We start from the raw sequence: 17,040 nt of genomic DNA, 5'->3' as shown, positions 1-17,040 counted from the left end.
TTCATCCGAGCAATCCGGCGCTTTTCAGCAGCTCCTGCAAGCCATTCGGCACCAAAGGCGCCTGCTCGCTGAAGCTTGAGCTGTCATGCCAGCGTGCAGTGAAGGGCGCGCCGTCGCTTTCATGGCCATCGATCTGTGCGTTGTCGTAGACGCCCTGATCGACGAACGTCGCGTCGTATACCTGGACAATTTCGTGACCCGGTTCGCCGTTGTAGACGAAGAGGCTTTCGAGTGTGCCGAGCAGACGCACGTCACTCATGGACAGGCCCAACTCCTCCTGCACTTCGCGCACGATTGCTTCGGCGCTGGTCTCGCCAAATTCAATACCGCCGCCAATAGGCCGAAAGCAGGTTTGCTGGCTGCCCGGGTCGCGAAATTCGTTAACCAGAATTTTGCCGTTGTGATGAAAAACGCAAAGTGCGAGCGCGCGAATGCGGTGTTCGGCCATGACTGAAGTCCATTTACAGGTGTGGGGGCGCGGCATTTAAACATGCTTTGCGCGACACACCCGTGGACGTCACTGGAAAAGGGTCGCTTCAGACCGGAGAAATCGTTGCGAGCAGGCCGATCAGAATGGTCAGTGTCAGAAAGCCACCCAGAAAAAACGCCATCTTGTTCATGTTGCTCTCCTCAATGCTGAGCTTGCGGTGCACTGGGCGCTTCGGGATGAAGGACTACCGCGAGTGCCGAACCGTGGGGCTATTTTGAGCGGATGACTGAGCTGGTAACAGAGGCAGATCCAGTGAAAAAATACGGATCAGATGCGCATCTGATCCGCATGGGCCATGGGCCGATATTCAGATCGCGGCACAAGGGTTCAATTTCGGCGAGGTTGATCTAGAGTCATTGCCGTCGCGACAACAACAAGAAAAATCCTGGAGTGAACATGACCGACCTGAACCTGCAACCCAACGTCGCCGCATCACTGGGCAAATGGCACGAAATGATCCGCACCGGCGACCTCAGCGCCTTGCCCGGCCTGCTCGACCCGCAAGCCGTGTTCCGCTCGCCGATGGCGCACACGCCTTATCCGGGCGCGCCAGTGGTGTCGATGATCCTCAATACCGTGTTCGAGGTGTTTGAAGAGTTCACCTATCACCGTGAGCTGGCGACTGCCGATGGCTTGAATGTGATTCTGGAGTTCAGCGCCAAGGTGGGTTCGAAGGAGCTGAAAGGCATCGATATGATTCGCTTTGATGAGGGCGGGAAGATTGTCGAGTTCGAGGTGATGGTTCGCCCGTTGAGCGGATTGCAGGCGTTGGGTGAGGAGATGGGACGGCGGCTCGGTGCTTATCTGGCGTCCGCCAAAGCCCTGTAAGAGCTGCCGTAGGCTGCGATCTGTTGATCTTGATCTTTCAAAAGCAAGATCAAGATCAACAGATCGCAGCCTCGTTTCACTCGACAGCTCCTACAAAACTATTTGCGATAAAAAAGCCCACTGACCGTCGCCGGTTCAGTGGGCTTTGTGTGTCAGGCGTTTAGTTACAGCGCCATGTCACGTGCAGCGTTTTCCTTCGGAGCTTCAGCTTTTTCAGCTGCAGGTGCGGCCGGGGCAGCAGCCTGACCGATCACTGGAGGTGTCGGCAGTTCGAGGATCTTGGCGGTGTAAGCCCACTCTGCAGCCACTTTGGCTGGATCGTTGTTCAGCTGAGTGCCGTAGCTTGGAACGATCTGGTGCAGCTTGGTTTGCCACTCTGGGGTCGCGACTTTGTCTTTGAAGACTTTCTGCAGCACGCTCAGCATGATCGGTGCAGCGGTCGACGCGCCTGGCGATGCGCCTAGCAGGCCGGCGATGGAACCGTCTTGTGCAGCAACGATTTCGGTGCCCAGTTTCAGCACGCCGCCAGCGGCTTCATCACGCTTGATGATTTGCACGCGTTGGCCGGCTTGCCACAGGCGCCAGTCTTCGGCTTTGGCGTTCGGGAAGTATTCCTTCAGCGCGTTCAGACGGTCTTCATCCGACAGCATCAGTTGGCCAGCCAGGTACTCGACCAGCGGGTATTCCTTGATGCCGACCTTGGTCATAGGCCAGATGTTGTGGGTGGTGGTGCTGGTCAGCAGATCCAGGTACGAGCCTTCTTTCAGGAACTTGGTGCTGAAGGTCGCGAATGGGCCAAACAGGATGACGCGCTTGCCGTCCAGAACACGGGTGTCCAGGTGCGGAACGGACATCGGTGGTGCGCCAACCGACGCTTTACCGTAGGCCTTGGCCAGGTGCTGTTCAGCGATGGCCGGGTTATCGGTCACCAGGAACGAACCGCCAACCGGGAAGCCAGCGTATTCCTTGGCTTCAGGAATGCCCGACTTCTGCAGCAGGTGCAGTGCACCGCCGCCAGCGCCGATGAAGACGAACTTGGCATCGGTTTCGGTTTTAGTGCCGTCTTTCAGGTTTTTGTAGCTGACGCGCCAAGTGCCATCGGCATTCTTGGTGATGTCCTGGACTTCGCTCGACAGTTTCAGATCGAAGTTAGGCTTGGTTTGCAGGTACGCAGCGAACTGGCGGGTGATTTCGCCGAAGTTCATGTCGGTACCCAGCGGGCTCCAGGTGGCCGCGATTTTCTGGTTCGGGTCACGCCCTTCCATCATCAGCGGGACCCACTTCTTGATCACAGCCGGGTCTTCGGAGTACTGCATGCCGGCGAACAGCGGGCTCGCTTGCAGGGCTTCGTAGCGCTTTTTCAGGAACTTGATGTTGTCATCGCCCCACACGAAGCTCATGTGCGGCGTGGTGTTGATGAACGAGCGAGGGTTCTTCAGAACGCCTTGCTGAACCTGCCAGGCCCAGAACTGACGGGAGACCTGGAACGCTTCGTTGATCTCGACGGCTTTCGGGATCGTCACGTTGCCTTTGTCGTCTTCCGGGGTGTAGTTCAGCTCAGCGAGCGCCGAGTGACCGGTACCGGCGTTGTTCCAGCCGTTGGAGCTTTCCAGGGCGACGCCGTCGAGGCGCTCGACCATTTCCATCGACCAGCTTGGCTCCAGCTCATTGATCCACACACCGAGGGTGGTGCTCATGATGCCGCCGCCGATCAGCAGGACGTCGACTTTCTTTGCTTCGTCAGCATTGGCGGATGTCATCCCCATCGCCAAAGCCAGACCCAGCAGGGCTGTGTTCACTTTCTTAAACATCTGTTGCACCTATGATAAAACGCCTTCCGCCCGCCGCTGTTATCTGTATGCGATCCGCTTTGATGACGCTCAGGCTCGCGTCGCAGATTCCGGCACACTTCAATTTTGACGGGTGGGCACACAAGGCCGACATGCTGCATCGACCTCAGTTAATGTCCCTTCTGAACTGACTTCTTATCATTATTGGCTCAGCTACTTGAGCGACAGGGATTCCGTCAGCCCGCCCGAAGGCAAGCAAACTGAATAAGGTCAAACCAAGTTGGCGCGAAGAATATCACGTCAGGGCAAACCCGCGCGTCTGTTCCCGACTTGAGAGTCTTTTTCCGCTCAGGGACTTATCGGCCGCCAGTCGCTGAACATGACCCTCTGATGAGTGCGTCGACGCAAACCATCCTGCATTCAAGTGTAGTTGCCCAGACATTGAGCACTTTTGGGCAGTGCCTTGCTCAAGCATTATCTGCTACGTTGTACGACGACTGACAAATTAGTCGTCAACCCCATAACAACAAGGAAACAACCTCAATGACCAAGACCCGACTCCTGATCGGCTTTCTCTGTGCCTTCAACGGTTACGCGATGGCCGCCTCTGCTCCGGCGGAAAAAGACGTTGCCCAAGCGGTGGATCATCTGACCCAGGCGATGCTGCACAAGGACATCGCCGAACTAAACGCGCTCACCGCGCCCAACCTGACTTATGGCCATTCCAGCGGCAAGATCCAGGACAAGAAAGAGTTCATCGCCGACATCGAAACCGGCAAGAGCGCGTTCAAGACCCTGGAAATGCAGCACCAGACCATCACCCTGTCCGGCGACACCGCGCTGGTCCGCCACCACTTTTCCGCACAGGCGTTGAAGGGGACCGAGGTGGTGCCGACGGAGATCGAGAACTTTCAGATCTGGCAGAAGCAGCATGGCAAGTGGTTGCTGGTTGGGCGGCAGGCGTTCAAGTTCTGATTGTGGTGAATTTATCCAGCATTAGTGTTGGCTGAATTGACCTCTTCGCGAGCAAGCTCGCCCCCACTGTGTTCGGTGGCGCAGCGAATATTGCATTTACACCACGAAACCTGTGGGAGCGAGCTTGCTCGCGAAAGCGCTAGCCCGGCCAACACAAATACGATGGATTTCACCACTACAACCGAAACCGATCCACCGACTGCGCCAACTGCCCCGCCAGACTCGACAATTCATCCGTGGTATTCGCCGTTTGCCCGATCACCCGGCTGTTGCCTTCGGACATCCCGGCAATCATTTCCACCTGATGGGCGATCTCGTTACTGGCCTGGCTTTGCTCGCCAATCGTGCGAGTGATGTCGTTGACCAGTTGCGTAGTGCTCAACGTCGCATCGAGAATTTCGCGGATGGCCCGCTCGACATCCGCCGTCACCGCCATGCCCTTGTCGACCTGCGCGACACCCGCCTCCATGCTGCTGACCGCCTCGCGGGTGCTGTGTTGAATGCGCGCGACCATTGCCGCGATTTCCTGGGTTGAGGCACTGGTGCGCGCCGCCAGACTACGCACTTCGTCCGCGACCACGGCAAAACCCCGACCCTGCTCACCGGCACGGGCCGCTTCAATGGCGGCATTGAGCGCCAGCAGATTGGTCTGGTCGGCAATGCTCTTGATCACCTGAATGATGTTGAAAATGGCTTCGGATTCCTGATCCAGCGTGCGGATCACCTGCGCCGACTGTTGTGCTGATCGGGCGATATCGTCCATGTCGCTGACCACTTGATGAATGACACCGCCGCCCTCCTTGGCCAGGGTTTCGGCCTGACTGGCCATGCTCAGTGCCCGTTCGGCGTGGCGGGTGATTTCCTCGATGCTCGCGGTCATCTGGCTGGCGGCAGCGGCCATGGTGCCGGCGGCGACGCTTTGTTGCTGGCTGCTGTCGGCGACCTGATGGCAGCCGTGGCTGAGTTGCTCGCTCATGCCACTGACGCCGTGAGCATTGCGCCGCACCACGTCGATCATGTTGCGCAAGTCGCGCTGCATGGTTGCCAGTGTGCGTATCAGAGTACTGGCTTCGTCCTTGCCGGATGGCTCGGCAATCGACTCGCTGAGATTGCCGTGGGCGATGCTTTCGGCGATGCGACTGGCAGTCTTCAAAGGCCCCATGATGCTCAGAATGACCCAGCGCCCCTGTATCAAGAGCAACACAAGACTGGCGATCAACACCACGCCGAGCGCGACGTTGGCGCTGCGGATGGCTGACTCGGTGCCTGCGCTGGTCTGCCGCGTATTGGACTCGATCAACTCGCTCAACGCGGCCATTTGTTCTTCAAGCTGGCCAAACGCCGTGTTGAAGGTGCCCAGTTCCTGTTGAGCCGCATCAGGGTTGTCCAGCGCCAGCCCGACAATCCGTTCGCCCGCGTTGATGTAGGTATCGAGGCTCGGTTTGATCTGCTCCAGCGCCGTGCGCAATGCCGGATTGATCGGCAATTTGAGGTTTTCCTCGAGCACCTCACGAAAATGCCCGGCATGCTCGTTGATCGAATCGCGCACCTCGCTTGCCGTGCTGGTGCTTTTGCCCAGCCCGACCAGCATTGCCGAGTAGACATCGGCGCGCAGGGCGTCGTGCATCATGTCGGCTTCCATGTGGTTGCGCAGCGCGCTCATGCTGACCGCGTTATCGCTGACCGCCGAGGCCATCCGCTGATTGCCGACGTAACTGACCAGACTCACGATCAAGGCTGTCAGCAGACTTGTCACAATCAGCAACACTAAACGCAGTTTGATCGACACCTTGGTTTTCTCCTTGGCCATGCGCCGCAAGCGCCTGTCAGACCTTCAGTTAAGCCTATTTGTGCAGGTCTGTCGGGCCAGAGCGTGTCAGCAGCTGTCGGCACGAAGCCTGAATGCCACAAAACTTTCGGATTGCGCGGCAAGTCTCACTTTTCAACGCGCCCGGCCAACGCCTTCACCGCCAGTTAATGCCGGCAGGCTATTGAGTCCGTCGCTTTGAACACTCATGCAGCAAAAGGAGACGCCTATGAAACGCGCAATGTGGTTGGGTTTGCTTGGCACTTTGGCCATCGGCAGCGCCCAGGCGGCGACAGAAAAAGTCGCCATCAACCTGGTCAGCGCCGACGGTGCACCACAAGCGATCGGTTCGGTCACCATCAGCGAAACCGCGTATGGCTTGTTGTTCACCCCGGATCTGAAGTCCCTGCCGGCCGGCATCCATGGCTTCCACGTGCATGAGAACGGCAGTTGCGAAGCCGGGATGAAGGATGGCGTGAAAGGTGCTGCACTGGCCGCTGGCGGGCATTTCGATCCGCAGAAAACCGCCAAGCACCTCGGCCCTTACGCCGACGGCCATTTGGGTGACCTTCCGGCGATTTATGTGACTGCGGACGGCATCGCCAACTATCCGGTACTGGCGCCGCGCCTGAAGAAGATATCCGAGATCAAAGGTCACGCCCTGATGATCCACGCCGGCGGCGACAACCACGCCGACATGCCCAAACCACTGGGCGGTGGCGGTGATCGCATGGCTTGCGGGGTGATCTGAATAGCTCGTACTCAGAGCACTAGATATCTGGGCGGCATCACCGCCCGGATTTACTCTCTAACGCTTACCTCTCCACTTTCTCCCTCTGCCTGATATGCTGCTGCGCATTACGTAAAGGCACATCTATCTGGGAGTATTCGATGACCCGACTACGCGTCAAGCATTTTGGACCTATCCGAGAAGGGATGAAGAATGATGGCTGGATAGAGTTCAAACGCGTGACCGTGTTCGTGGGCAATCAGGGCTCCGGTAAAAGTACGCTCGCCAAGCTCTACTCAACCTTCTCGTGGATTGAGAAGGCATTGGTGCGAGGAGACTACGATCAGAAATGGTTCGAGCGAAAGAATCGTCTGACCAAGCCTTTTTTAACTTATCACCGTCTCGAGAATTACATTTCTGCAGGTCAAACGGCGTTAACTGAAATCGACTATGAAGGCGACGCCTTCTCGATCAGCTACGCAAATGGGCAATTGCATATTACAAAAGCAAAAACGGCTGGATATCACTTACCACAGATCATGTATGTGCCGGCTGAACGAAACTTCATTTCCTATGTAAAACACCCCCGGGAGTTGAAGCTGTCTTCTGAGTCTCTGAAAGAGTTTCTCACTGAGTTTGATAATGCCAAGGCCAGTATCAAGGATCCTTTGCCACTGCCCATCAACAACGCAGAACTTGAATACGACAAACTGAATGACACCTTGAACATCCGGGAGTCTGACTACAGATTGAAGCTGGCAGACGCGTCCAGTGGCTTCCAGTCTGCAGTCCCCCTTCACTTGGTCAGCCAATTCCTGGCCAATAGTGTTCAGGAGCGCATCGAGGATCGTCAGGAATCGATGAGCGCTGGTGAGCTTGAGCGTTTCCGCAAGGAAGCAGCAAAAATTCTTGCCGAACCCCTTACAGTAGAGCAGCGGCGGGCGCTCATCTCTACTCTCTCATCACGCTTCAATAAAACTGCTTTTATCAACATAGTCGAAGAACCGGAGCAGAACCTCTTTCCCCGATCTCAGTGGAGCGTTTTGCAAAGTCTTTTACAGTTCAACAATCAAGGTAAACACAATCGGCTGGTCCTCACCACGCACAGCCCTTACGTAGTGAATTACCTGACCATCGCCGTACAAGGCAAACTTTTACACGATAAAATCACCAAGAAAAAACTTGAAAAGACATGGTTTGAAAAACTTGATGCAGTTGTCCCTTTGCATGCATTGACAAACGCAAAAGACCTTGCAATTTATCAAGCAGATGAGAGAACCGGCCGTATCGAAAAACTGCCTGTGATTGAAGAAATCCCTTCGGATAATAATTATCTGAATGAATCACTGCGTGCGGGTAATGATTTGTTTGATCGTCTCCTCGACATTGAGGAGGCTCTAGGGGAGTGAATTTTCTTGATGCAGGTTGCCAGTCTGGTCCCTTCATGGAGCTCGAATTCGGACTCTGTGATGATCAAAACACCCAAGCCTATGTTGACGTATCAGGCGGCAAAAAATGGAGCGCCACCGTCAAAAATCCGAACCAAAAGGCGGTCACCTTTACGGCCATTGATAAATGCGTGATCAAAGACGGCGAAGAAGAAGGACGAGGTCGCTGTGATTGCATGCTTACAACTGAAAAAGCCCTCTATCTAGTCGAATTGAAGGATTGGAGACGCGGTGGATGGAAGAGTCATGCCTGCGATCAGCTGGAATCAACCATTCACTTCCTCGCAGAGACGCACGGCGAGCAGTTTCTGGAAAATTTCAGCCCTAAGAAGGCCTATGCCTGCAACCGGAAAAGCCCCTTCGTTGAAATAGATAACCAACTGAAAAAACGATTTTCCAGACTCTATCAGTTCCGAATCGACATTCAGGGCACTATAAAGATTGAGTGACCGCAGGCTTCACCCGGTTTACCTCACAGATACCTTCGATGGAACTCCCGCCGCGCGCGCCCCTCTCACATTATGTAATCCTTCCCTTTTTGCTTCGCGCTTGTGGAGGAACACCGTCATGCGCAAGTTAGTGCTCGTTTCTTCTTTACTCTTATGCCTGCCGGTCGGTTCGGCGTTGGCCCGCGTTGATGCGGGTGATGTCGCCACCTCGGCGGGTGTCTCCGCGTCGCTGTACTCGACCTTCAAGGATCACAAAATGGTGATTCCGGCCCGTGACGACTTGTCTGCATTTGTCGCCAGTGGCGGGGCCATTCGTGGGGTTTATCTTGAATCGGTGCTGCAACAGGCTCGCCAGGAAAATCCTGGCCTCAATGCCAGTGATGAAGATCTGGCCAACGCGATTCTGGTGCATTACGAAGGCCTGAATCAGTAGCCGTCACGGAAAACGCAGCCGATGGATGGCTGCTGAAGGCGCATAGGCAAAACTGTCCGACGGCCTCTATGATGGAGGCCATGACGACTTCTGTGCCCTTGCGCTCCCCCTGCCCGCCCGGCGCCTGCATTTGCGGGCGCGATCCGTTGCTGGAGACGCCCGGCGCGGATTTGCGCATCCTGCGCCTGACCCGAGAGGAAGAAAAACGCCTGCTCGCTCGCCTCGAAATGCTCAAAGACCTGAATGACCTCAAACATCTGCAACAGCGCATGTTCGAGCAATTGGGGATTCGCGTCGACGTCGCTCCCGGTTTCAACGAAGTGCGCACCATGCGCGGCATCGCTATTCAAATCGACGAGTTACCGGGCCTGTGCCGCAAGACCCGTGCAGCGATCCCGGCCGCCATTCGCCGCGGACTGGAAAACCACCCGGAAATCGCCTTCGAATTGCTCAACGCTCACGACTTGCTGCGCGACACCTGATCACTTTTTCAGCCCCAGGCGTTTGCGCATTTCGGCGGTGATGCTCTGGCGGGTTTTCTTCATGTCGGCCCACGGCTCGTCACCGACCTCAGCCAACCGCTCATGAACGTTGTGCACGTTCCACTGATTGCCGCCCTTGAGCTCGGCGACCTCTTCGCGAAACAGCGGCACCGACACCGGCAAGCCTTCGCGGGTGCGCGCGGCGTAAGCGCAGATAGTGGTGGCGCCCAGACCGTTGCGCAGGTAATCGATAAAGATTCGCCCGACGCGGTTTTTCGGCCCGGACACCGCAGAAAAGCGCTCCGGCAACAGCTTGGCGATATGACTGACGATGGCGTGGCTGAAGTCCTTGACCTCGTCCCAACCGAGTTTGCGGGTCAGCGGCACCACCAGGTGAATACCCTTGCCGCCGCTGGTTTTGAGAAACGCCTTGAGGCCCAGTTCATCAAGTACGGTCAATGTCAGTGCCGTCGCTTCGACCATGCTTTTCCATGGCAGTGCCGGATCCGGATCGAGGTCGAGAACGAAGCGATCGGGCTTGTCCAGATCGACCGTGGTCGCGTTCCAGGTGTGCAGTTCGACTGTGCTCATCTGTACCGCGCCGATCAGCGCCTCGGCATTGTTGATCAGCATCACCGGTTGCCCGGTGACGTCTTTGTCCAGCGTGGTAATGCCGGGGATCGCCAGGCGTTCGGCGTTTTTCTGGAAAAACAACTCACCGGCGATGCCGTCCGGGGCGCGTACCAGTGCGACTGGACGATCCTTGAGCTGCGGCAGAATCCATTCGGCAACGCTGGTGTAATACTCGGCCAGTTGCATCTTCGTGGTGCCGCTGACTGCGTCGATCACCCGATCCGGGTGAGTAATGCGCACCTTGCCGTTGGCCAGTCCGAGTTGTGACGGCGCGGTTTCTGCGCTGCTCGCCGGGGCTTTTTTCGGCGCTTTCTTCGTGGCTGATTTCTTCTCTGCAGTCTTCACCGGTTTCGCTCGCTCCTCAGTGATGGCTTTGGCCGGTTTGTCATTGCGCAAGCCATGAAACACGGCGTGGCGCACCGAACCGTCCTTGGTCATTTCAGCAAATGCGACTTCCGCCAGCAGTTTCGGCTTGAGCCAGTGCACGCCTTTGACCTCGAAGCCGCTGGGTGGATTGACCACCGCCGGCTTCTTCACCTGCAACGGTTTGAGCTGGGCCAGAATGCTTTTCAACGTCGACTCGTTGAAACCGGTGCCGACTTTGCCGGCGTAGCGCAACTCGCCGCTGTCGCGATCATGCAGCCCCAGCAGCAACGCGCCGAAAGCACTGCGCGAACCTTTCGGATCGGTGTAGCCGACGATGACGAATTCCTGGCGATGTTTGCACTTGAGCTTGATCCAGTCACTGCTGCGCCGGGATACATAGGGCGAGCCGAGGCGTTTGCCGATCAGGCCTTCCATCTGCATCTGGCAGGCGCTATTGAGCAGCGCATCCGGGGTTTCGTCGAAGGCTTCGGAGAAGCGCAACAACGGTTGCTCATGACTGCCGAGCACCGTGGCCAGCGCAGCGCGACGTTCCTCGACCGGCACTTCACGCAGGTCGACACCGTTGAGATACGGCAGATCGAACAGGTAGTAGAGAATGTTGCCGCTGCTTCCAGCTTCAAAAGCATTTTGCAGGGCCTGAAAGTCCGGTACGCCGTGTTCGTTGGCGACGATCATTTCGCCGTCGAGCCACGCCGATTCCAATCCCAGCGCGGCCAGGGCGGCGGCCTGTTGCGGCAATTTGTGCGTCCAGTCATGACCGTTGCGAGTGAACAGTTGCACCTGATCATGATCGATGCGCGCCATGATCCGGTAGCCATCGAATTTGATCTCGTAACTCCACTGCCCTTCCGGCGCGCTGTCGACCAGCGTTGCCAGTTCCGGTTTCAGTTGTGCCGGCAATTTGGCCTTGTGCGCACCGGTGAGCTTGCCGGTCGCGGCTTTGCGCGTCTTGGCCGGGGGCTTTTTCAGCGGTTTGCTTTGCTCGGCGGCCAGTTTGGGTTTGCCCACTAACGTGCGTTCGCTCAGCACACTGTCCGGTTCGGCCACCAACACGTCGTAATCATCCTGCGGCCGCGCGGCGCTGTCCTGATGCTTGATCAAAAACCATTGTTCTTTTTTGCCCGGCATGTGCGTGCGCACCAGGTTCCAGATACCGCCGAGCTTCTCGCCTTGCAGCTCGAACTTGAGCTTGCCCTTGGCGTAGGCCTTGTGCGGATCTTCCAGCGGAATCCACACGCCACGATCCCAGACAATCACATCACCGGCGCCGTAATGCCCTTCGGGAATGTTGCCCTCGAACGTTGCGTAATCCAGCGGATGATCCTCGACATGAACCGCCAGCCGCTTGACCTTGGGGTCGAGTGACGGCCCTTTTGGCACCGCCCAGCTCTTCAGTGCGCCATCGAGTTCCAGGCGAAAGTCGTAATGCAGGTGTGAAGCGTCGTGCTTCTGGATGCAGAACTGCAAAGCATGCTCGGCAGCGGTTTTACCTCCCGAGCGCTTGACGGCAGCCGGTTCCGAGGTCGCCGAAAAATCGCGCATGCGGTTGTAGTCGTCGAGGTTCCTGTTCATCGTGCACCTGCCTTGTTTCAGCCCATTCGGGTCACGGTCAGCGCCACCACTGCGATGCGGTCGACCCGTTGATAGCCGGGGTTGAGCAGCTCTTCGCCAAAAACATCCGGATCGAGTTCGCGGTACGTCCAGCCGAAACGTTTTTCATCGAGGCGCGGCAGCACGGTGTCGAGAAACGGATCACGACCATCGACCATCGCCACACCGGTGTAGAGCAGCAGCGAGCCACCAGGCGCCAATCGATTCAAGGCCTGTTCGACGATGCGCAGCGAAAGCCCTGCCCCCAGCGTCCCGCCACCGTGGCGATAGGCGCGTTCCGCCGGGTCGGCCATGTACGGCGGGTTGGCGACGATCAGGTCGAACTCGCCGTCGACGCCCTGCAGCAGATCACTGGCACGCACTTCAACGTTGGCGACTTCCGCCAGTGCCGCATTGATCGCAGTCAGACGCAACGCCGCAGGGTTGATGTCCAGCGCCAGCACCTCTGCCTCGCGACGGGCCCGGCCGATCAGAATCGCACCGACGCCAGCGCCGCAGCCGATGTCCACAGCGCGATGAATCGGCGCGAAGTTCTGCTGCAGGTGGGCGTGGATCAGTTGCGCGAAACGGTAGGTGTCGGGGCCGAAAAACACCGCGTCAGCGGCCTCGGTGGGAAATGCCGAATGGACGAACAGCAAATCATCCAGGCTCGACCAGCGCACCCGACTCTTCAGCTCACCTTCGTAGTGATCAATGATCTGTGCGTCTTGCAGTTGCCGCTGTTCATCGGCTGACAACAACCCCGGCGTGAAAGGACGCGACCAGCCGAACACATCGCGCAAAGAGTCGGCCATCTGGCCCTCGTCACGCTGGTTGACCCGTTGCTGGGTCAACGGCGTCGGCGTGGTGAACCGATATCCGTCTGCCAACAAGCGCCGGCCCAATTGCAGCAGCACGAGGTCGTTGGGGCAGAGTTGTTCTTCCTGATTCATCGGCAAGGTCCTTAAGGCAAGCGGGATTTGAGTTGGATAAAACGCCGGGTGGCGAGCAGCCCGGCCGGGTGTGCATGGCGGGCCGGGGCGAGCCAGGGGATCAAAATCGCCATTTGCGCCGAGGCATCCTGACCTTGCAGCGCGGTGTTGAGCGCCTGTACGTCGGGATCCTGTGCAAGCCCTTCGATGGGCGCTGCGGTCTGACTGTGCCGCCGAACGGGTTTCGCTTTATCCGACGGCGTCCAGTCGCCGGCGATCCAGTCGTGCACCAGTTGTTTCTCGTAGGCATTGAACACGCCGAACATCGCCGCACCGTCGCCTGCGATCAGTTGCCAAAAACGGCTGGCCTGCGGGTCTTCGTGGCGTTTGATCCAGCCTTTGTTCTGCAACGCTTGAAGAAATCCGGGCAATTGCTCCGGTGCGGCCAGCCACTGATTGACGGTCTGCCCTTCGAAACGGCAGTAATCGGAATGCATGTGTTGGGCGAATGGGCACTTGCGCTCGAGCATCGCCAGCAATTGCTGCTCAAGGTCGAAGCCTTCAATGATTGCGCGGCTGCCCTGCCCCAGATCGTTGAGCCGATAACCCAACGCTACCCGACGCAGAAATTCGGCGCGATCGGCCTCGAGCGGCAGCAGGTCAAGCGCCGCCTGCACGGCTTTTTGCGCATGGCCGGTGCTGGCGTTGTCGATGGTCACGTGCAGGGTGAAATAGTACGGATCGATGCCTAGCTCACTGAGTTCGTAACTGCTGATCAACAGGTGCAACGGCAGTTGTTCATAGCCGAGGTTGTAGCCGATCACCTCGGGCAAATAATCAGCACCACAGACACCGAGGGCCAGCTGTATCGCGCCTTGCAGGTAGCGTTCATCGTCGATGGCGCTGCTGTCCTGCAGATCGTGCTCGGCGAGCAATTTCTGATAAATCACCACGTGGTTCTGCGCCGGATTGCCTTCGCCCAGCTCTTCCAGAAAGGTTCGCAGCAGGCCCTGGAAACGTGGGTCTTGCCAGCGCGGCAACAGACCATAGAGCCAAGCGCCGTCGACCAGTTTGGTCGGTGCCACCGCTTGCAGGAAATACAGCGCCTGCGCCTTGCCACGGAAGAATTGCCGAGGCCCGCCGGCCTTGCGCTGCTGCAGATAGTCGGCGTATTGCCGGGCGACATCGGCGCAATGTTCGGCCACCCAGGCGTGCCACATTGCCGGGTCTTCAGGCAACGAATCGCTAAGTTGCGCGGCGTGTTGCAGTTGCTCCTGCAAAAACGCCTGCGCAAGGTCCTGGGAATCGTCATCGCGCAACAACGCTTCATAGACCTGCCGCATGTTCCCGGCGGCGTTCATCAGGTGCGGTTGGGCAGGCGCGGCTTGCACGGGTGTCAGGACAGTCATGGCAAAATTCTCGGTCGGTTGGCAGGGCGCTGTTCCACACGCCTCTACAGCAGCAGAGAGGCGGCGCCTGCGAAAAATTCAATCGACGTGAAAATTGCCCGGACGGACGGCGAAGCAGCTCCTTGACGGAGCTGCGGGTGGTTATGATTTTTTGCCGTTACTTCAGGCCTGGCTTTTGGCCCGCTGTTCCAGATGCACCTGCAAACCCGGGTCGATCTGCAATGCTGCTACCAGTTCATCCAGATAACGACGCTCGGCGTCCTGCTGGTCATCCACGAGGATCACGCTGACCAGATACATTTCAGCGGCCATGGCCGGATCGCCTTTGGCCGCCTGCGCGACTTCGTTGGCGTCCAGCGGTTTCGAGACTTCGTCCTCAAACCATTGCTGCAATTGTGGGTCGTCGGTGTGTTTGCTGATTTCCCCACTGATCATCTGTTGTTCCCGGTCGTCGATCTCACCGTCAGCCTTGGCCGCCGCAATCAAAGCGCGCAACACAGCGTGGCTGTGCTCCTCGACTTCCGGGCCGGCAAGCAGATTGGCCGTCTGCGGGATTTGTTGCGGTGCCGAACTCGCCTGGCTGCGTTGCCACGCCTGATACGCCTGGAACGCCATCATGCCCAGCGACGCGAGCGCCGCATAATTGGTCCCGCCGGAACGATTTTGCGTGCTGCCCCCGCCGCCCAGCGCCCCACCCAAAGCGCCGCCAAGTCCACCACTGCCGCCGAGCAAACCACCGAGCAAGCCACCCAAGCCGCCAAGTCCACCGGCAGATCCGCCGCCGCTGGCCGCGCCCGAGCCGCCACCGAGCAGTCCACCCAGCAACCCACCTAAACCACCCAAACCATCGCCAGCAGACGCTGAAGATTGTTGTCCCGCCGAGGCCTGGCCTCGCAGCAGTTGTTCGAGCAAATCGCTGGTGTTCATGACGTTATCCTCAGGCATTGGCAGTGACTGCGTCTGGCAACGATAGACCCCTTAAGCCATAGCGCCAGCACCGTTTGGCTGACGCTCGAAGCCCTGACGGATTTCGCCCGCGTATTTTTTCGCCGGCCAGCTAACATTGATCAGTGGTGAACCTTATCCCGGCCAGACCGGTCGATAGCTGCAACCCCGACCCGGTTTGCCGGCGCCCTGCTACTCAAGGGTGATACCCGGCTTGCTTCACTTTCTGGAGAACGCCCCCGTGATATCGACCGTACACATCGCCAGGCTCAAAGCATGGGGCGCCCATGGTTTTACCGCGACTGGCGTGGTCACAGCCTTTCTGGCCACCCTCGCCCTGCTGGAAAACCAGCCGACCCATTGCCTGATGTGGCTGGGCGTGGCGCTGATTGTCGACGGACTCGACGGCGCACTGGCGCGCAAGGTCAACGTGCAATCGGTGCTGCCGAGCTTCGACGGCTCGATCCTTGATCTGGTGATCGATTACCTGACATACGTGTTCATCCCGGCGCTGTTCATCTATCGCTACATTCCTTTGCCCGACTACACCCTGCTGCTGACCGTGTCGCTGATTCTGGTGTCGTCGCTGTTCTGTTTCTGCAACGTCAACATGAAGAGCAAGGACAACTACTTTGTCGGCTTTCCGGCGGCGTGGAATGTGGTCGCACTGTGCCTTTACATCATTGGACCGGGGCCGTGGATCACCTTCCTGACCGTGATCGGCCTGGCGTTGCTGACGGTGACGCGAATGAAGTTCCTGCACCCGTTCCGCGTGCGCCGGTTCATGCCGATCAACATTGCGGTGACGGCGATCTGGCTGCTATGCAGGCTCACTCCTACAGGGATCGCAATAGATTCGAAAGTCGGGGGTGAATCAGCGCTTAGTAATCACCACCTCCAGATACTCGCTCGGCACCACCAGCGAACCCTCTCCCGCCCGATTCAACCGATTGAGCAAATCCGCCAGATCACTCTCCAGCGCCTGCCCGCTCTCCGGCGGTAATGCCGCAAAGGCCTTGTGCACCGGCCCATACCAATGGCGAAAGATGTCGATGAAATGCGCCGCCGAACGATAGCGGAAATTGAAATCGCGCCGTGTCACCCGCAGCAAAAAATCACGGTCATCGAAATGTTTGTGCAGCCAGGCATCGGAGCCCCAATTCGAGGGAGGCTGGGCACCAGCCGGCGGTGGCAGATGCCGGCCCAGAACCTTGAACATCTGCCCAACAAAACCTTCCGGCGTCCAGTTGGCCAGACCTATCCGCCCACCACGGCGACAAACCCGGCCCAGCTCGGCCGCAGCCGTGTCCTGATCCGGCGCGAACATCACACCAAAGGTCGACAGCACCGCATCGTAACTCTCATCGGCGAACGGCAGTGCCTCAGCATCGGCAACCTGAAACGTCACGTCCAGATGCTCTGCTCGGGCCCGATCCTGGCCGCGCTCCAACAAAGCCGCAACGTAGTCGGTCGAGATGACCTGGCAGCCACGGCGCGCCGCCGCCAGCGTCGCATTACCGTTGCCGGCAGCGACATCCAGCACCTCTTCATCGCACCGCAGGTCACAGGCTTCGGCAAGGTTTTCGCCGACGATTTGCAACGTCGTGCCAATCAAGGCGTAGTCGCCACTGGCCCAGGCGACTTTCTGGCGTTCCTTCAGGGCTGTCAGATCAATCGGGGTACTCATAAGAGTGAACTCCGCTGCGGGTGGG

At 58.1% G+C, this 17,040-nt stretch carries 15 protein-coding genes and 2 pseudogenes; 8 read left to right on the top strand and 9 right to left on the bottom strand.

Going from position 1 to position 17,040, the window contains the following annotated elements:
* Position 1: 1 nt before the first annotated feature.
* Positions 2-448: an NUDIX hydrolase gene (locus AC1DVF_RS15140; protein ID WP_099758652.1), complete on the bottom strand. Its 447-nt coding sequence runs from the start codon at positions 446-448 to the stop codon at positions 2-4.
* A 438-nt stretch (positions 449-886) separates the two neighbouring features.
* Here AC1DVF_RS15140 and AC1DVF_RS15135 point away from each other — a divergent pair, with 438 nt between their 5' ends.
* Positions 887-1,318, top strand: coding sequence for a nuclear transport factor 2 family protein (locus AC1DVF_RS15135; RefSeq protein ID WP_460127982.1), 432 nt, complete (start codon positions 887-889; stop codon positions 1,316-1,318).
* Between the two features lie 164 nt (positions 1,319-1,482).
* Here the strand turns inward: AC1DVF_RS15135 and mqo are convergent, their stop codons facing one another.
* Complete coding sequence (gene mqo, locus AC1DVF_RS15130; protein ID WP_093438917.1) at positions 1,483-3,129, bottom strand: malate dehydrogenase (quinone); 1,647 nt, start codon at positions 3,127-3,129, stop codon at positions 1,483-1,485.
* 522 nt (positions 3,130-3,651) lie between these two features.
* Between mqo and AC1DVF_RS15125 the strand changes: the two genes are divergently transcribed.
* Positions 3,652-4,083, top strand: coding sequence for a nuclear transport factor 2 family protein (locus AC1DVF_RS15125; RefSeq protein WP_093438922.1), 432 nt, complete (start codon positions 3,652-3,654; stop codon positions 4,081-4,083).
* Positions 4,084-4,258: 175 nt separating this feature from the next.
* Here the strand turns inward: AC1DVF_RS15125 and AC1DVF_RS15120 are convergent, their stop codons facing one another.
* Positions 4,259-4,984: a methyl-accepting chemotaxis protein gene (locus tag AC1DVF_RS15120; protein ID WP_443200748.1), complete on the bottom strand. Its 726-nt coding sequence runs from the start codon at positions 4,982-4,984 to the stop codon at positions 4,259-4,261.
* A gap of 132 nt (positions 4,985-5,116) precedes the next feature.
* Positions 5,117-5,893, bottom strand: a pseudogene (locus tag AC1DVF_RS15115) (MCP four helix bundle domain-containing protein); the annotation flags it as partial.
* Positions 5,894-6,119: 226 nt separating this feature from the next.
* Between AC1DVF_RS15115 and sodC the strand changes: the two are divergent.
* The 5 genes from sodC (at position 6,120) to AC1DVF_RS15090 (ending at position 9,432) form a co-directional block, all read left to right on the top strand.
* Positions 6,120-6,641, top strand: coding sequence for a superoxide dismutase [Cu-Zn] SodC (gene sodC, locus AC1DVF_RS15110; protein WP_477782706.1), 522 nt, complete (start codon positions 6,120-6,122; stop codon positions 6,639-6,641).
* Positions 6,642-6,781: 140 nt separating this feature from the next.
* Positions 6,782-8,029, top strand: a complete 1,248-nt coding sequence (locus tag AC1DVF_RS15105) for a hypothetical protein (protein ID WP_477782705.1) — start codon at positions 6,782-6,784, stop codon at positions 8,027-8,029.
* Entirely contained in the window at positions 8,026-8,517 is a 492-nt protein-coding gene (locus tag AC1DVF_RS15100) for a hypothetical protein (protein ID WP_460127977.1), read from the top strand. The genes AC1DVF_RS15105 and AC1DVF_RS15100 overlap by 4 nt, the downstream gene beginning before the upstream one ends.
* Positions 8,518-8,635: 118 nt before the next feature.
* Positions 8,636-8,950: a DUF2388 domain-containing protein gene (locus AC1DVF_RS15095; RefSeq protein WP_093438930.1), complete on the top strand. Its 315-nt coding sequence runs from the start codon at positions 8,636-8,638 to the stop codon at positions 8,948-8,950.
* Positions 8,951-9,030: 80 nt separating this feature from the next.
* Positions 9,031-9,432 carry a hypothetical protein gene (locus tag AC1DVF_RS15090; protein ID WP_175559657.1) on the top strand — a complete coding sequence of 134 codons (402 nt, stop codon included), beginning with the start codon at positions 9,031-9,033 and terminating at the stop codon, positions 9,430-9,432.
* Here AC1DVF_RS15090 and ligD read toward each other — a convergent pair whose 3' ends face one another.
* From ligD to AC1DVF_RS15070, 4 genes are all read right to left on the bottom strand, one after another.
* Complete coding sequence (gene ligD, locus AC1DVF_RS15085; protein ID WP_477782704.1) at positions 9,433-12,024, bottom strand: DNA ligase D; 2,592 nt, start codon at positions 12,022-12,024, stop codon at positions 9,433-9,435.
* A 17-nt stretch (positions 12,025-12,041) separates the two neighbouring features.
* On the bottom strand, positions 12,042-12,995 hold the full coding sequence (locus AC1DVF_RS15080) for a methyltransferase (protein WP_477782703.1): 954 nt from the start codon (positions 12,993-12,995) through the stop codon (positions 12,042-12,044).
* Positions 12,996-13,006: 11 nt separating this feature from the next.
* Entirely contained in the window at positions 13,007-14,383 is a 1,377-nt protein-coding gene (locus AC1DVF_RS15075; protein WP_477782702.1) for an iron-containing redox enzyme family protein, read from the bottom strand.
* Positions 14,384-14,545: 162 nt separating this feature from the next.
* Complete coding sequence (locus AC1DVF_RS15070; protein ID WP_477782701.1) at positions 14,546-15,310, bottom strand: tellurite resistance TerB family protein; 765 nt, start codon at positions 15,308-15,310, stop codon at positions 14,546-14,548.
* A gap of 259 nt (positions 15,311-15,569) precedes the next feature.
* On the opposite strand from AC1DVF_RS15070, the pseudogene pcsA reads away from it, so the two are divergent.
* Positions 15,570-16,163 (top strand): annotated as a pseudogene (gene pcsA, locus AC1DVF_RS15065) (phosphatidylcholine synthase); the annotation flags it as partial.
* Positions 16,164-16,202: 39 nt separating this feature from the next.
* Here the strand turns inward: pcsA and AC1DVF_RS15060 are convergent.
* Positions 16,203-17,015, bottom strand: a complete 813-nt coding sequence (locus tag AC1DVF_RS15060) for a class I SAM-dependent methyltransferase (protein ID WP_477782700.1) — start codon at positions 17,013-17,015, stop codon at positions 16,203-16,205.
* Positions 17,016-17,040: the final 25 nt, after the last annotated feature.

It is taken from the genome of Pseudomonas sp. P4_D7, assembly GCF_056401755.1.
Note: the sequence above shows the minus strand (reverse complement) of the source record. Positions and strands in the feature narration are given on the sequence as shown.

Coding starts and splice junctions, on each gene's coding strand:
- AC1DVF_RS15140 (WP_099758652.1), bottom strand. CDS start 448: ATGGCCGAACACCGCATTCGCGCGCTCGCACTTTGCGTTTTTCATCAC.
- AC1DVF_RS15135 (WP_460127982.1), top strand. CDS start 887: ATGACCGACCTGAACCTGCAACCCAACGTCGCCGCATCACTGGGCAAA.
- mqo (WP_093438917.1), bottom strand. CDS start 3,129: ATGTTTAAGAAAGTGAACACAGCCCTGCTGGGTCTGGCTTTGGCGATG.
- AC1DVF_RS15125 (WP_093438922.1), top strand. CDS start 3,652: ATGACCAAGACCCGACTCCTGATCGGCTTTCTCTGTGCCTTCAACGGT.
- AC1DVF_RS15120 (WP_443200748.1), bottom strand. CDS start 4,984: ATGGCCGCTGCCGCCAGCCAGATGACCGCGAGCATCGAGGAAATCACC.
- sodC (WP_477782706.1), top strand. CDS start 6,120: ATGAAACGCGCAATGTGGTTGGGTTTGCTTGGCACTTTGGCCATCGGC.
- AC1DVF_RS15105 (WP_477782705.1), top strand. CDS start 6,782: ATGACCCGACTACGCGTCAAGCATTTTGGACCTATCCGAGAAGGGATG.
- AC1DVF_RS15095 (WP_093438930.1), top strand. CDS start 8,636: ATGCGCAAGTTAGTGCTCGTTTCTTCTTTACTCTTATGCCTGCCGGTC.
- AC1DVF_RS15090 (WP_175559657.1), top strand. CDS start 9,031: ATGACGACTTCTGTGCCCTTGCGCTCCCCCTGCCCGCCCGGCGCCTGC.
- ligD (WP_477782704.1), bottom strand. CDS start 12,024: ATGAACAGGAACCTCGACGACTACAACCGCATGCGCGATTTTTCGGCG.
- AC1DVF_RS15080 (WP_477782703.1), bottom strand. CDS start 12,995: ATGAATCAGGAAGAACAACTCTGCCCCAACGACCTCGTGCTGCTGCAA.
- AC1DVF_RS15075 (WP_477782702.1), bottom strand. CDS start 14,383: ATGACTGTCCTGACACCCGTGCAAGCCGCGCCTGCCCAACCGCACCTG.
- AC1DVF_RS15070 (WP_477782701.1), bottom strand. CDS start 15,310: ATGAACACCAGCGATTTGCTCGAACAACTGCTGCGAGGCCAGGCCTCG.
- AC1DVF_RS15060 (WP_477782700.1), bottom strand. CDS start 17,015: ATGAGTACCCCGATTGATCTGACAGCCCTGAAGGAACGCCAGAAAGTC.